Origin of the sequence: Ramlibacter sp. (assembly GCF_013697775.1) — a bacterium.
In the GTDB taxonomy this organism is placed as follows: Bacteria; Pseudomonadota; Gammaproteobacteria; order Burkholderiales; family Burkholderiaceae_C; genus Ramlibacter.
On sequence record NZ_JACCWG010000228.1, the window covers coordinates 1 to 12,882 of the forward strand.

15 protein-coding genes are annotated in these 12,882 nt (G+C 68.4%); 12 read left to right on the forward strand and 3 right to left on the reverse strand.

Going from position 1 to position 12,882, the window contains the following annotated elements; translation table 11 throughout:
- Positions 1-1,682, reverse strand: a 1,682-nt coding sequence (locus H0U68_RS11190; RefSeq protein WP_296355559.1) for an Rne/Rng family ribonuclease, incomplete at its 3' end; no start/stop codon positions are given.
- A 473-nt stretch (positions 1,683-2,155) separates the two neighbouring features.
- On the opposite strand from H0U68_RS11190, the gene H0U68_RS11195 reads away from it, so the two are divergent.
- From H0U68_RS11195 to H0U68_RS11210, 4 genes are read left to right on the forward strand one after another with little or no spacing between them, the layout of a single operon-like run.
- Positions 2,156-3,145, forward strand: coding sequence for an RluA family pseudouridine synthase (locus tag H0U68_RS11195; RefSeq protein WP_365731394.1), 990 nt, complete (start codon positions 2,156-2,158; stop codon positions 3,143-3,145).
- Entirely contained in the window at positions 3,117-3,785 is a 669-nt protein-coding gene (locus H0U68_RS11200; protein ID WP_296355563.1) for an HAD-IA family hydrolase, read from the forward strand. Before H0U68_RS11195 ends, H0U68_RS11200 begins: the two co-directional genes overlap by 29 nt.
- Before the next feature lie 3 nt (positions 3,786-3,788).
- Positions 3,789-4,163, forward strand: coding sequence for a Rieske 2Fe-2S domain-containing protein (locus tag H0U68_RS11205; protein ID WP_296355564.1), 375 nt, complete (start codon positions 3,789-3,791; stop codon positions 4,161-4,163).
- Between the two features lie 7 nt (positions 4,164-4,170).
- Positions 4,171-5,181 carry a S49 family peptidase gene (locus H0U68_RS11210; RefSeq protein ID WP_296355566.1) on the forward strand — a complete coding sequence of 337 codons (1,011 nt, stop codon included), beginning with the start codon at positions 4,171-4,173 and terminating at the stop codon, positions 5,179-5,181.
- A gap of 19 nt (positions 5,182-5,200) precedes the next feature.
- On the opposite strand, the gene H0U68_RS11215 is transcribed toward H0U68_RS11210, so the two are convergent.
- Both H0U68_RS11215 and H0U68_RS11220 read right to left on the reverse strand, forming a co-directional pair.
- The gene (locus H0U68_RS11215; RefSeq protein WP_296355568.1) at positions 5,201-5,962 is read right to left on the reverse strand and encodes an SAM-dependent methyltransferase; all 762 of its coding nucleotides are present in this window, start codon (positions 5,960-5,962) and stop codon (positions 5,201-5,203) included.
- Positions 5,962-6,573 (reverse strand): Maf family nucleotide pyrophosphatase, encoded by a 612-nt coding sequence (locus H0U68_RS11220; RefSeq protein WP_296355570.1) that lies wholly within the window; start codon positions 6,571-6,573, stop codon positions 5,962-5,964. Before H0U68_RS11220 ends, H0U68_RS11215 begins: the two co-directional genes overlap by 1 nt.
- 25 nt (positions 6,574-6,598) lie before the next feature.
- Here H0U68_RS11220 and H0U68_RS11225 point away from each other — a divergent pair, with 25 nt between their 5' ends.
- The 8 genes from H0U68_RS11225 to fabF all read left to right on the forward strand — a co-directional run bounded on the left by H0U68_RS11225 (position 6,599) and on the right by fabF (position 12,876).
- Entirely contained in the window at positions 6,599-7,144 is a 546-nt protein-coding gene (locus H0U68_RS11225) for a DUF177 domain-containing protein (protein ID WP_296355572.1), read from the forward strand.
- 138 nt (positions 7,145-7,282) lie between these two features.
- Complete coding sequence (gene rpmF, locus H0U68_RS11230; RefSeq protein WP_061496223.1) at positions 7,283-7,465, forward strand: 50S ribosomal protein L32; 183 nt, start codon at positions 7,283-7,285, stop codon at positions 7,463-7,465.
- 77 nt (positions 7,466-7,542) lie between these two features.
- Complete coding sequence (gene plsX / locus H0U68_RS11235) at positions 7,543-8,589, forward strand: phosphate acyltransferase PlsX (protein ID WP_296355576.1); 1,047 nt, start codon at positions 7,543-7,545, stop codon at positions 8,587-8,589.
- Between the two features lie 2 nt (positions 8,590-8,591).
- The gene (locus H0U68_RS11240; protein WP_296355578.1) at positions 8,592-9,569 is read left to right on the forward strand and encodes a beta-ketoacyl-ACP synthase III; all 978 of its coding nucleotides are present in this window, start codon (positions 8,592-8,594) and stop codon (positions 9,567-9,569) included.
- Between the two features lie 38 nt (positions 9,570-9,607).
- A complete protein-coding gene (gene fabD / locus H0U68_RS11245; RefSeq protein WP_296355579.1) occupies positions 9,608-10,558 on the forward strand; it encodes an ACP S-malonyltransferase in 951 nt (316 codons plus the stop codon).
- Positions 10,555-11,304, forward strand: coding sequence for a 3-oxoacyl-ACP reductase FabG (gene fabG, locus H0U68_RS11250; protein WP_296355581.1), 750 nt, complete (start codon positions 10,555-10,557; stop codon positions 11,302-11,304). The genes fabD and fabG overlap by 4 nt, the downstream gene beginning before the upstream one ends.
- A gap of 91 nt (positions 11,305-11,395) precedes the next feature.
- Entirely contained in the window at positions 11,396-11,635 is a 240-nt protein-coding gene (gene acpP, locus H0U68_RS11255) for an acyl carrier protein (RefSeq protein WP_296355583.1), read from the forward strand.
- Positions 11,632-12,876, forward strand: a complete 1,245-nt coding sequence (gene fabF / locus H0U68_RS11260) for a beta-ketoacyl-ACP synthase II (RefSeq protein WP_296355585.1) — start codon at positions 11,632-11,634, stop codon at positions 12,874-12,876. The genes acpP and fabF overlap by 4 nt, the downstream gene beginning before the upstream one ends.
- The last annotated feature ends 6 nt before the right edge of the window (positions 12,877-12,882 follow it).

Genomic DNA, 12,882 nt, shown 5'->3' on the forward strand with positions numbered 1-12,882 from the left:
GGCGCGGGCGCCCTGGCGGCGGGGGCCGCGGCGACCGGCGCCACCACCGGCTCGGGCTTGGCCACGGGCATCGGCGCCGGCGCATCGGGCAGCACGCCCTTGATGATCGGTTCCTGGCGGTTCGAGCGCTCGTGCGAGCGGCGCGTCACCTCGGTCGGGTCCTCGATTTCCTCGGCCATGTTGTAGCTGGCCTTCATGCTGTCCAGGCGCGGGTCGTCGTGCTTCAGGCGCTCCAGCCGGTAGTTCGGCGTTTCCAGCGTCTTGTTGGGCACCATGATCACGCCGATGCGCTGCTTGAGCTCGATCTTGGCGATCTCGGTGCGCTTCTCGTTGAGCAGGAACGAGGCGACTTCCACCGGCACCTGCACGTACACGGCGGCCGTGCTGTCCTTCATGGACTCTTCCTGGATGATGCGCAGGATCTGCAGCGCCGAGCTTTCGGTGTCGCGGATGTGGCCGTGGCCGCCGCAGCGCGGGCAGGGGATGGACGCGCCTTCGGATAGCGCCGGGCGCAGCCGCTGGCGGCTCATTTCCATCAGGCCGAACTTGCTGATCGAGCCGAACTGCACACGCGCGCGGTCCTGGCGCAGCGCGTCGCGCAGGCGGTTCTCCACCTCGCGGCGGTTCTTCGACTCTTCCATGTCGATGAAGTCGATGACGATCAGGCCGCCCAGGTCGCGCAGGCGCATCTGGCGCGCCACTTCGTCGGCGGCTTCCAGGTTGGTGCGGGTGGCGGTTTCCTCGATGTCGCCGCCCTTGATGGAACGCGCCGAGTTGACGTCGATGGAGACCAGCGCCTCGGTATGGTCGATCACGACCACGCCGCCGGAGGGCAGCTTTACCTCGCGGGCGTAGGCCGATTCGATCTGGTGCTCGATCTGGAAGCGCGAGAACAGCGGTGCGTCGTCGCGGTAGCGCTTCACGCGCGCGGCATGCTCGGGCATGACGTGCGACATGAACTGCTGCGCCTGTTCGTAGATCTCATCGGTGTCGATCAGGATGTCGCCGATGTCGTTGTTGAAGTAGTCGCGGATGCAGCGGATGACCAGCGACGATTCCTGGTAGATCAGGAAGGCGCCCTTGCCGCCCTTGGACGCGCCTTCGACGGCGTTCCACAGCTTGAGCAGGTAGTTCAGGTCCCACTGCAGCTCGGGCGCGCTACGGCCGATGCCAGCGGTGCGCGCGATGATGGACATGCCGTTGGGGTATTCCAACTGGTCCATGTTCTCCTTGAGCTCCTGCCGGTCCTCGCCCTCGATGCGCCGGCTGACGCCGCCGCCGCGCGGGTTGTTGGGCATCAGCACCACGTAGCGGCCGGCCAGCGAGATGAAGGTGGTGAGCGCCGCGCCCTTGTTGCCGCGTTCTTCCTTTTCGACCTGGACCAGCAGTTCCTGGCCTTCGCGGATCACGTCGTTGATGCGGGCCTGCGAGGGTGGCGTGCTGCCCTGGAAGAACTGCTTGGAGATTTCCTTGAACGGCAGGAAGCCGTGGCGGTCCTCGCCGTAGTCGACGAAACAGGCTTCGAGGCTGGGCTCGACCCGCGTGACCACGGCCTTGTAGATGTTGCCCTTGCGCTGCTCGCGCCCCTCGATCTCGATCTCGTAGTCGAGGAGCTTTTGCCCGTCGACGATGGCCAGGCGGCGTTCTTCGGCCTGCGTGGCATTGATCAGCATCCGCTTCATAAACTGTCCCCTTCGGAAGCCCATGGCTTCCCAAAAACATCAACCGCTCCATGACGGAGCAACGATGCCGACGGACGCTCGAAACGACGGGAATTGCCGGAGGGCGGCGCGCTGAGGACTAGCTCAGCGGGCGAGGCCAGGGCACATGGATGGAGGCGAGAAGGACGAAGCGCGGCCGCGCCGCAGGAAGAGCGGCGATGGTGGGGCGCGTCAGGGGGAAGGCCGCGGGCGATGCGGTGGCTTGCAGGGGGCTTGTAAGCCACCGCCAGCAGGCCAGGATGATCGCCAACAGCACGTTGTTCTCGCTTAGATCCGCCAGCCAGCTGGGCGCTGGCGGGCATTGATTCCGTATCGGTGTTTCAAGACAGTCGCATCACCGCTGCAAACGGCAGCGTGGCATCGACCTTCCAGCGCGGCTTTGTGGAGGGGTGGACTAAACTCCAGCCAAATCAACCACTTACAGCGTAACGCTAGTGAAACAGATTATAGGGGGCGAAACGCCCCCTGCAAATGCGGCTGTCAAATATCTGACCGTAGGGGAGGAATCGGCCGGCCAGCGCCTGGACAATTTCCTCGTGCGCGAGCTCAAGGGCGTGCCGAAGACGCACGTCTACCGCATCATCCGCAGCGGCGAAGTGCGCCTCAACAAGGGCCGCGCCGGCGCCGACAGCCGCATCGCGGTCGGCGACGTGGTGCGCATTCCGCCGGTGCGCGTGTCCGAGCGGGCCGAGCAGAAGCTGGCCCGGCCGGCGCCGGCGCGCGAATTCCCGGTGCTGTTCGAAGACGAGCACCTGATGGCGGTGGACAAGCCGGCCGGGGTGGCGGTGCACGGCGGCAGCGGCGTCAGCTTCGGCGTGATCGAGCAGCTGCGCCAGGCGCGCCCGCAGGCGAAATTCCTGGAACTGGTGCACCGGCTCGACCGCGAGACCTCGGGCCTGCTGCTGGTCGCCAAGCGCCGCTCGGCGCTGCTGGCCCTGCAGGACCAGTTCCGCGAGCGCGAGACCGGCAAGACCTACCTGGCGCTGGCGCTCGGCGCCTGGCCGGCCAACAAGAAGGTCATCGACCAGCCGCTGCACAAGTACCTGCTGGCCGACGGCGAGCGGCGGGTGAAGGTGGTGGCCAAGGACGACCCCGACGGCATGCGCTCGGTCACGCTGGTGAAAGTCGCCGAGAACCTGCAGGACTGCAGCCTGCTGGAAGTGACGATCAAGACCGGCCGCACGCACCAGATCCGCGTGCACCTGGCCTCGCAAGGCCACCCGATCGCGGGCGACGACAAGTACGGCGAGTTCGAGCGCAACAAGTCGCTGCAAAAGGCGGGGTTGAAGCGCATGTTCCTGCACGCGTGGCGGTTACAGTTCACGCATCCCGCCAGCGGCGAGCGGCTTGCGCTGCAGGCCGAACTTCCCCCCGAATTGACCCATTTCCTGGACCATGTCCGCGCAGCGTCCCCGCAGCTTTGACCTGATTGCCTTCGACTGGGACGGCACCCTGTTCGACTCCACCCAGATCATCGTGCGCTGCATCCAGCGCGCGGTGGCCGACGTGGGCGGCGCGGTGCCCAGCGACAAGGCCGCCGCCTATGTCATCGGCATGGGGCTGATGCAGGCGCTGGCGCATGCCGCGCCCGACGTGCCGCAGGAGAAATATCCCGAGCTGGGCGCGCGCTACCGCCACCACTACATTGCGCACCAGAACGACCTGAGCCTGTTCGAGGGCGTGCTGCCGCTGTTCGCCGACCTGCGCGCGCGCCACCACTGGCTGGCGGTGGCCACCGGCAAGTCGCGCCGCGGCCTGGACGACGCCCTGCGGACCGTGCAGCTGCAGGGCGTGTTCGACGGCTCGCGCACCGCCGACGAAACGGCCGGCAAGCCGCACCCGCAGATGCTGCACGAGCTGATGCGTGAATTCGGCGTGGAGCCCGAGCGCACCCTGATGGTGGGCGACACCACGCACGATCTGCAGATGGCGGTGAACGCCGGCTGCGCCAGCGTGGGCGTGAGCTACGGCGCGCACGAGCCGCAGGCATTCCACGTGCTCAAGCCGCGCTTCATCGCCCACTCGGTGCGGCAGCTGCACGACTGGCTGCTGGAGAACGCCTGAGCCATGGACGACGACACCGCCGCCGTTCCCCTGTGCAACTCGGCCGACCTGGTGGAAGGCGGCACGGCCGTGCCGTTCGACCTTCTCTACGGCGGCCAGACCTGCCGCGCCTTCGCCGTGCGCTGGAAGGGTGGCGTGCATGCCTACCTGAACCGCTGCGCGCACGTGGCCATGGAAATGGACTGGCAGCCGAACCGCTTCTTCGACGACAGCGGCCAGTGGCTGCTGTGCGCCACGCATGGCGCCGTGTACCGGCCGGACACCGGCGCCTGCGCGGGCGGCCCGTGCCGCGGCGGGCTGGTGAAGATCGCCCTCAGCGAGCGGGATGGCGTGGTGCACTGGCATACTGATTTCAACCTCAAACCAGTCGAGTTCTAGAACAAAGATGAACGAATCGCAGCCGCCCGGCACGCCGGGCTACGAAACCTCGCCACCCGCCGCACCCGTGCAGCCCGTCCGGGCCGAAGCACCCGGCTGGGAGCGCGCCACGCTGGAGCGCCTGCTGCAGGCTGGCCTGCACGAGCAGCGCCAGGGGCGCCGCTGGCGCACTTTCGTGCGGCTGGCCTGGCTGGCGTTCTTCGTGTTCCTGGCCTGGGCGATGTTCTCGCGCGGAGGCGCCAGTTCCGACAAGACCTTGCCGCACACGGCCGTGGTCGAGATCAAGGGCGAGATCTCGGCGGACTCCGAGGCCAGCGCCGAGTTCGTGGTGGCGGCGATGCGCGCCGCGTTCGAGGACGAGGGTTCGCGCGGCGTGGTGCTGCTGATCAACTCGCCCGGCGGCAGCCCGGTGCAGGCCGGCATCATCAACGACGAGATGCGCCGGCTGAAGGCCAAGTACAGCAACAAGCCGCTGCTGGCCGTGGTCGAGGAGTCCTGCGCCTCGGCGGCCTACTACATCGCCGCCGGCGCCGACCGCATCTTCGTGGACAAGGCCAGCATCGTCGGCAGCATCGGCGTGCTGATGGACGGCTTCGGCTTCGTCGGCCTGATGGAAAAACTGGGCGTCGAGCGCCGGCTGATGACGGCCGGCGAGAACAAGGGCTTTCTGGACCCGTTCAGCCCGCAGACCGACAAGCACCGCCAGCACGCCCAGGTGATGCTCGACCAGATCCACAAGCAGTTCATCGACGTGGTGAAGGCCGGTCGCGGCAAGCGCCTGAAGGAATCGCCGGAACTGTTCACCGGCCTGTTCTGGACCGGCCAGCAGGCGGTGGACATGGGCCTGGCCGACCAGCTCGGCAGCCTGGACCAGGTGGCGCGCGACGTGATCAAGGCGGAAGACCTGGTCGACTACACCCGCCGCGCCAACGTGGCCGAGAAGCTGGCCAAGAAGTTCGGCGCCTCGATCGGCGAAGGCGCGGTGCGCGCCTTCAAGGCCATGCCCGGGCTGCGCTGAAGCGCGCTGGCCTTGTTCTTCAGGCGCCGAGCGCGAACACCGCCGGCGTCTTGCCGCCCACCGGCGCCAGCGCATCGCGCCAGCGCTGCACGGTGTCGCAGCGGCTGGCGGCCTGCGGCAAGGTCAGGCCGCTGCTTACCGCCACGCGCGTGGTGGGCCGCAAGTTCTGCAGCAGCGCGTCCCACAGCGCCAGGTTGCGGTAGGGCGTTTCGATGAACAGCTGGGTCTGGCCGGTGCGCAGGGCCAGCGCTTCCAGCTCGCGAATGCGCTGCCCGCGCGGAACCTGCTCCTGCGGCAGGTAGCCGACGAAGGCGAAATTCTGCCCGTTGAGCCCGCTGGCGGCCAGCGCCAGCAGCAGCGACACCGGGCCGACCAGCGGCACCACCTGCAACCCCAGCGCGTGCGCGGCGCGTACCACGGAGGCGCCCGGGTCGGCCACGGCCGGCATGCCGGCTTCGCTCAGCAGCCCGACGTCGTGTCCTTCCATCGCGGGCGCGAGCAGCGGCCGCGCGTCGAAGCCGGCAGTGTGGTCACCCTTCTTGTGCACCTCGCGCGGCAACTCCACGATGTGCTGCTGCTGCAGCGGCGCGGCCAGCGCATGCAGCTCGCCGATGCGCTTGAGGACATGGCGCGCGCTCTTGGCGTTCTCGCAGATCCAATGGTCCAGCCGCGCCGCAGCCACCAGCGTGCCCTCGGGCAACACCTCGGCGATGGGCACCGCCGTGTCGCAGCCGAAATCCAGCGGCGCCGGCACCAGAAACAGCTTGCCGCGTTCGTGCATCAGAGCAGGGCCACGCCCGCGGCGCGCAGCATGCGGCAGGTGCGGATCAGCGGCAGGCCGACCAGCGCGGTGGGGTCGTCGCTGTCGATGGATTCGAGCAGGGCGATGCCCAGGCCCTCGCTCTTGGCACTGCCCGCGCAGTCGTAGGGCTGCTCGGCATGCAGGTAGGCTTCGATCTCGGCGTCGCGCAGGTCCCTAAAGCGCACCCGCACGGCGGCGATGTCCTGCTGGACGAAGCCGCTGTCCAGGCAGACCACCGCCACCGCCGTCTGGAACACCACCATCTTGCCGCGCATGCGCCGCAGCTGCGCCACGGCGTTGTCGTGCGTGCCGGGCTTGCCGATGGCCTCGCCGGCCAGGTCCGCCACCTGGTCGGAGCCGATCACGACGGCCTTCGGATGGCGTTCGGCGACCGCGCGCGCCTTGGCCAGCGCGAGGCGCCGCGCGAGTTCGGGCGGCGCTTCGCCGGGGTGCGGCGTTTCGTCGACCTCCGGCGAGGCAACCTCGAACGGGATGCGCAGGCGCGCCAGCAACTCGCGCCGGTAGCGCGAGGTGGAGCCCAGCACGACGGGGCGTCCTCGCAAAGTTGACAGGGGGGCGTCTTGCGGCATGGGTCGATTCTCTTACACTGGCTCCATGAAGAAAGAGTTCGACGCCCGGCGGCTCGACGTCAAGCGGTTCGCCGAGAGCGGCGCGCAGCTGGAGTCCGACGAAACGCTCGGCGGCTATGCCCGCCTGCTCGGCGAGACGCAGGGGCGCGGCGCGGAGAATGCCGTGCACTGGGAGGCGCGCGGCGAACTGGGCAATCCCGGCCATCTGCGGCCGGGCGTTTGGATGCACCTGCGCGCGCGCGCCGTGCTGCCGCTGGTCTGCCAGCGCTGCCTGGCGCCGGTGGACGTCGAGGCGGCTGTCGAGCGCGCGTTCCGCTTCGTCGAGGACGAGGACACCGCGGCGACCAAGGACGATGCCTCCGACGAGGACGTGCTGGCGCTCAGCCGCAGTTTCGACCTGGTGGAGCTGGTGGAAGACGAGCTGCTGATGGATCTGCCGGTGGCGCCTCGCCACGAGGTTTGCCCGGAAACCCTGCCGTTCGCCAGCGCCGACGCCGAATTCGAAGAGGCCATGGCCGAGCGGCCGCGCCCGTTCGCCGCGCTGGCACGCCTGAAGTCCGGTAAACATTAAGCGAATCAATCGCTTTGGCTATAATGGCGGGCTTCGCGCCGGAACGCTCTTGCTTCAAGAAGCGGCATCTACCGGGCGCGGACTCTCACCAACCGATTGACCGGCTGCACCGCGCAGCCCCTGATCCAGGAGCCCACCATGGCCGTCCAGCAAAACAAGAAGTCGCCTTCCAAGCGCGGAATGCACCGTTCCCACAACGCCCTGAACGTGCCGGGCATCGCGGTGGAACCCACCACCGGCGAAACCCACCTGCGCCACCACATCAGCCCCACCGGTTTCTACCGGGGCCGCAAGGTGCTCAAGACAAAGAACGAAGCCTGAACGGCTTCGCGATTCCCAGGCCCGGCTGCGCCCGCAGTTCGGGCCTTTGTCTTGATGGGGGTCGCACAGGCTAGCCCATGACCATCCTGGCCGTTGACTGCATGGGGGGGGACCACGGGCCGCAGGTCACACTGCCGGCCTGCCGCCAGTTTCTCGAAGCCCACCCCGATACCCAGCTGCTGCTCGTGGGCCTGCCCGCCGAGCTTGCCGGCTTCTCGCATCCACGTGCCCAGATCGTGCCCGCCTCCGAGGTGGTGGCGATGGACGACGGCGTGGAAATCGCGCTGCGCAAGAAGAAGGACTCGTCCATGCGCGTGGCGCTGCGCGAGGTCAAGGATGGGCGCGCGCAGGCCGCCATTTCGGCCGGCAACACCGGCGCCCTGATGGCGCTGGCGCGCTACCTGCTCAAGACGGTGGACGGCATCGAGCGTCCTGCCATCGCCTACCCCATGCCCAATGCCAAGGGCCGCGCCACTACCGTGCTGGACCTGGGCGCCAACGTCGACTGCACCGAGCAGCACCTGCTGCAGTTCGCCGTGCTCGGCTCCGCCTTGGTGGCGGCGCTCACCAACAACGACGCGCCCTCGGTCGGCCTGTTGAACATCGGCGAGGAAATGATCAAGGGCAGCGAGGTCATCAAGCGCGCCGGCGAGCTGCTGCGCTCGGCGGCCACCTCTGGCGACCTGAATTTCTACGGCAACGTGGAAGGCAACGACATCTTCAAGGGCACCACCGACATCGTGGTGTGCGACGGCTTCGTCGGTAACGTGCTGCTCAAGACCAGCGAGGGCCTGGCCCAGATGATCGGCGGCTTCCTGCGCGAAGAGTTCTCGCGCAATCCATTGACCAAGGTTGCGGCATTGGTTGTCTACCCGGTGCTATCTGCCTTCAAAAAGCGAGTGGACTACCGCCGCTACAACGGTGCCGCCTTGATGGGCCTGCGCGGGCTGGTGTTCAAGAGCCACGGTTCGGCTGACGCCTTCGCGTTCGAGCAGGCCCTGAACCGCGCGTATGATGCAGCCCGTAACAATTTGCTCGATCGCGTCCAGGCGCGCATCGCCCACGCCCGCCCCCTGCTGGTGGGTGTGTCCGACGCTCCCTCGCTCGAACCCGTATCGACCTGACGATGAAGCCTTATTCCCGCATCACCGGCACCGGCAGCTACCTGCCGCCGCGCCGCGTGACCAATGCCGAACTCGCGACCGAACTCGCGGGCCGCGGCGTGGAAACGTCGGACACCTGGATCGTGGAGCGCACCGGCATCCGCGCGCGCCATTTCGCGGCGCCCGAGGTGACCAGCAGCGACCTCGCGCTGCACGCCTGCCGCCACGCGCTGGAAGCCGCCGGCCGCACGCCGCAGGAAATCGACCTGATCATCGTGGCGACTTCCACGCCCGACATGGTGTTCCCCTCCAGCGCCTGCATCCTGCAGCACAAGCTGGGCATCGCCGGCTGCGCGGCGTTCGACCTGCAGGCGGTGTGCACCGGTTTCGTCTATGCCATCACCGTGGCCGACGCCATGATCCGCAGCGGCACCGCCACGCGGGCGCTGGTGGTCGGCGCCGAGGTGTTCTCGCGCATCCTGGACTTCAGCGACCGCTCCACCTGCGTGCTGTTCGGTGACGGCGCCGGCGCGGTGGTGCTGGAAGCCTCCGACACGCCTGGCATCCTGGCGAGCGACCTGCATGCCGACGGCAGCCAGGTCGGCATCCTGTGCGTGCCCGGCACGGTGTCGGGCGGCAAGGTGCTGGGCGATCCGTTCCTGAAGATGGACGGGCAGGCGGTGTTCAAGCTGGCCGTGGGCGTGCTGGAGAGCGCGGCGCGCACCACGCTGGCCAAGGCCGGCCGCACCGAGGCCGACATCGACTGGCTGATCCCGCACCAGGCCAACATCCGCATCATGCAAGGCACGGCCAAGCGGCTGAAGCTGCCCATGCACAAGCTGGTGGTGACGGTGGACCAGCACGGCAACACCTCCGCCGCCTCGGTGCCGCTGGCGCTGGATGCGGCGGTGCGCGGCGGCCAGATCAGGAAAGGCGACACGCTCATGCTGGAAGGCGTGGGCGGCGGCTTCACCTGGGGCGCCGTGCTGCTGGATCTCTGAGCCCCGCGCCCCGCGCCGCTCCATCCGAGACAACTCACATGAAACCGTTCGCTTTCGTTTTTCCCGGCCAGGGCTCGCAGTCGGTCGGCATGCTCGACGCCTGGGGCGACCACCCGGCCGTGGCCGAGACGCTGCGGGAGGCTTCCGACGCGCTGGGCGATGACGTCGCGCGCCTGATGAAGGAAGGCCCGAAGGAAGCGCTGGCGCTCACCACCAATGCGCAGCCGGTGATGCTGGCGGCGGGCGTCGCCGCCTGGCGCGCCTGGCTGGCCGAAGGCGGCGCCGAGCCCGCCGTGATGGCTGGCCATTCGCTGGGCGAGTACTCCGCGCTGGTCGCCTCCGGCGCGCTGGCGCTGGGAGACGCCATGCCGCTGGTGCGGTTCCGCGCCGAAGCCATGCAGCAGGCGGTGCCGGTGGGCGAGGGCGCCATGGCCGCCATCCTCGGCCTCGCGGCGCAGGACGTGATCGACGGCTGCGCCGACACCGTGCGCAGCTTCGGCCTCAACACCGACGAAGCGGTGGAGGCGGTCAATTTCAACAGCCCGGTGCAGACCGTCATCGCCGGCAGCAAGGCCGCGGTCGAACGCGCTTGCGAGGCGCTGAAAGCACGCGGCGCCAAGAGCGCGGTGATGCTGCAGGTCTCGGCGCCGTTCCATTCCAGCCTGATGAAGCCGGCGGCCGAGAAGCTCAAGGAGCGCCTGGCCGCCACGCCGCTGGCGGCGCCGCGCATCCCGGTGGTCAACAACATCGAAGCCAAGGCCGAGAGCGAGGCCGACCGCATCCGCGCGGCGCTCTACGAGCAGGCCTATGGCCCGGTGCGCTGGGTCGACTGCATGCGCGCGATCAAGGCGCTGGGCCCGGCACTGGTCATCGAGTGCGGCCCCGGCAAGGTGCTGGCCGGCCTGGCCAGGCGCATCGACCCGGAAATGGTGGGCGTGCCGCTGTACGACCCCGCCACGCTTGCGAACGCCAAGGAGCTGCTGGCATGACCGCCGCTTCCTTTGAAGGCCAGGTCGCCCTGGTGACGGGCGCATCGCGCGGCATCGGCGCGGCCATCGCGCTGGAACTGGCGCACAAGGGCTTGAAGGTGATCGGCACCGCCACCACCGACGACGGCGCGGCGAAGATCGGCCAGGCGCTCGGCGGTTTTGCCGGCTGCCGCGGCGCGCGGCTCGACGTGAACGATGCCACCTCGGTGGACGCGCTGATCGAGGGCATCGCCAAGGAATCCGGCGCGCTGCACGTGCTGGTGAACAACGCCGGCATCACGCGCGACACGCTGGCCATGCGCATGAAGGACGACGACTGGGACGCGGTGCTGGACACCAACCTCAAGGCGGTGTTCCGCATGAGCCGCGCCGTGATGCGCACGATGATGAAGCAGCGCTACGGCCGCATCGTCAACATCACCAGCGTGGTCGGCGCTTCGGGCAATCCGGGCCAGGCCAACTACGCGGCCGCCAAGGCCGGCGTCGCCGGCATGACGCGCGCGCTGGCGCGTGAACTCGGCAGCCGCGGCATCACGGTCAATTGCATTGCGCCCGGTTTCATCGAAACCGACATGACGGCGTCGCTGCCCGAAGAGCAGCAGAAGGCGCTGCTCGGCCAGATTCCCCTGGGGCACCTGGGCAAGCCGGCCGACATCGCGCACGCGGTGGCCTGGCTCGCGTCGCCGCAGGCGGCCTACGTGACCGGCCAGGAAATCCACGTCAACGGCGGCATGTACATGGCCTGAGCGCGCCGGCACCTGCCGGAGCTGGCAGGCTGGCCGGCACTCCTGGCCGGTCTAGAATTACAGATTCATTCACAACCCTCTGAGGGAACCCATGAGCGATATCGAAGCACGTGTCAAGAAGATCATCGCCGAGCAGCTCGGCGTGGAAGAGTCGCAAGTGACCAACGACAAGGCCTTCGTGGCCGACCTGGGCGCGGACTCGCTCGACACTGTGGAACTGGTGATGGCGCTCGAGGACGAGTTCAGCATCGAGATCCCCGACGAAGACGCGGAGAAGATCACCACGGTGCAGAACGCCATCGACTACGCGCTGCAGCACCAGAAGGCTTGATGCGTCGCCGCGTTGTCGTCACCGGACTGGGCTGCATCAGCCCCGTGGGCAACACGGTGGAGCAGTCCTGGGCCAACCTGCTTGCCGGCACGCCCGGCATCGACCGTATCGCGTCGTTCGACGCGTCCAACCTGGCCTGCACCTTCGCCGGTGAGGTCAAGGGCTTCAACATCGTCGATTACATCGTCGAGAAGCAGGCCCGCCACATGGACCGCTTCATCCATCTGGGGTTGGCCGCGGCCTGCCAGGCCGTTGCCGACGCGGGCCTGCCGACGGGCGCGGCGCTCGGCGACGAGCAGGCCGAGCGCATCGGCGTGAACATCGGCTCGGGCATCGGCGGGCTGCCGATGATCGAGGAAACGCATTCCGAAATGCTGAGCCGCGGACCGCGCCGCATTTCACCGTTCTTCGTGCCGGCTTCGATCATCAACATGATCTCCGGGCACGTGTCGATCAAATTCGGCTTCAAGGGCCCCAACATCGCGGTGGTCACGGCCTGCACCACGGGCCTGCACGCGGTGGGACTGTCGGCCCGGCTGATCGAGTGCGGCGACGCCGACGTGATGGTCGCGGGCGGCGCCGAATCCTGCGTGTCGGCACTGGGCGTCGGCGGCTTCGCCGCGGCGCGCGCTCTGTCCACCCGCAACGACGACCCCAAGACGGCCTCCCGGCCCTGGGACAAGGACCGCGACGGCTTCGTGCTGGGCGAGGGCGGCGGCGTGCTGGTGCTGGAAGAGTACGAGCATGCGCGCGCGCGCGGTGCACGGATCTACGCCGAGGTGGCGGGCTTCGGCATGAGCGGCGATGCGTACCACATGACCGCGCCGAACGTGGACGGCCCGCGCCGGGCGATGGTGGCCGCGCTGCGCAACGCCGGCGTCAATGCCGACCAGGTGGACTACATCAATGCGCACGGCACCTCCACGCAGCTGGGCGACGCGAACGAGTCCAACGCGATCAAGCTGGCGCTGGGCGACCACGCCAAGCGCACGGTGGTGAACTCCACCAAGTCCATGACCGGCCACCTGCTGGGCGGCGCGGGCGGCATCGAATCGGTGTTCACGGTGCTGGCGCTGTACCACCAGAAGAGCCCGCCGACCATCAACATCTTCGAACAGGACCCCGAGTGCGATCTCGACTACTGCGCCAACACGGGGCGGGACCTGAAGATCGACGTGGCGCTGAAGAACAACTTCGGCTTCGGCGGCACCAACGGCTCGCTGGTGTTCAAGCGGCTCTGACGCAGC

Bases quoted from the DNA above. Each gene is read 5' to 3' on its own strand.
- H0U68_RS11200 (WP_296355563.1), top strand. From the start codon at position 3,117: ATGTCCGCGCAGCGTCCCCGCAGCTTTGACCTGATTGCCTTCGACTGG.
- H0U68_RS11205 (WP_296355564.1), top strand. From the start codon at position 3,789: ATGGACGACGACACCGCCGCCGTTCCCCTGTGCAACTCGGCCGACCTG.
- H0U68_RS11210 (WP_296355566.1), top strand. From the start codon at position 4,171: ATGAACGAATCGCAGCCGCCCGGCACGCCGGGCTACGAAACCTCGCCA.
- H0U68_RS11215 (WP_296355568.1), bottom strand. From the start codon at position 5,962: ATGCACGAACGCGGCAAGCTGTTTCTGGTGCCGGCGCCGCTGGATTTC.
- H0U68_RS11220 (WP_296355570.1), bottom strand. From the start codon at position 6,573: ATGCCGCAAGACGCCCCCCTGTCAACTTTGCGAGGACGCCCCGTCGTG.
- H0U68_RS11225 (WP_296355572.1), top strand. From the start codon at position 6,599: ATGAAGAAAGAGTTCGACGCCCGGCGGCTCGACGTCAAGCGGTTCGCC.
- rpmF (WP_061496223.1), top strand. From the start codon at position 7,283: ATGGCCGTCCAGCAAAACAAGAAGTCGCCTTCCAAGCGCGGAATGCAC.
- plsX (WP_296355576.1), top strand. From the start codon at position 7,543: ATGACCATCCTGGCCGTTGACTGCATGGGGGGGGACCACGGGCCGCAG.
- H0U68_RS11240 (WP_296355578.1), top strand. From the start codon at position 8,592: ATGAAGCCTTATTCCCGCATCACCGGCACCGGCAGCTACCTGCCGCCG.
- fabD (WP_296355579.1), top strand. From the start codon at position 9,608: ATGAAACCGTTCGCTTTCGTTTTTCCCGGCCAGGGCTCGCAGTCGGTC.
- fabG (WP_296355581.1), top strand. From the start codon at position 10,555: ATGACCGCCGCTTCCTTTGAAGGCCAGGTCGCCCTGGTGACGGGCGCA.
- acpP (WP_296355583.1), top strand. From the start codon at position 11,396: ATGAGCGATATCGAAGCACGTGTCAAGAAGATCATCGCCGAGCAGCTC.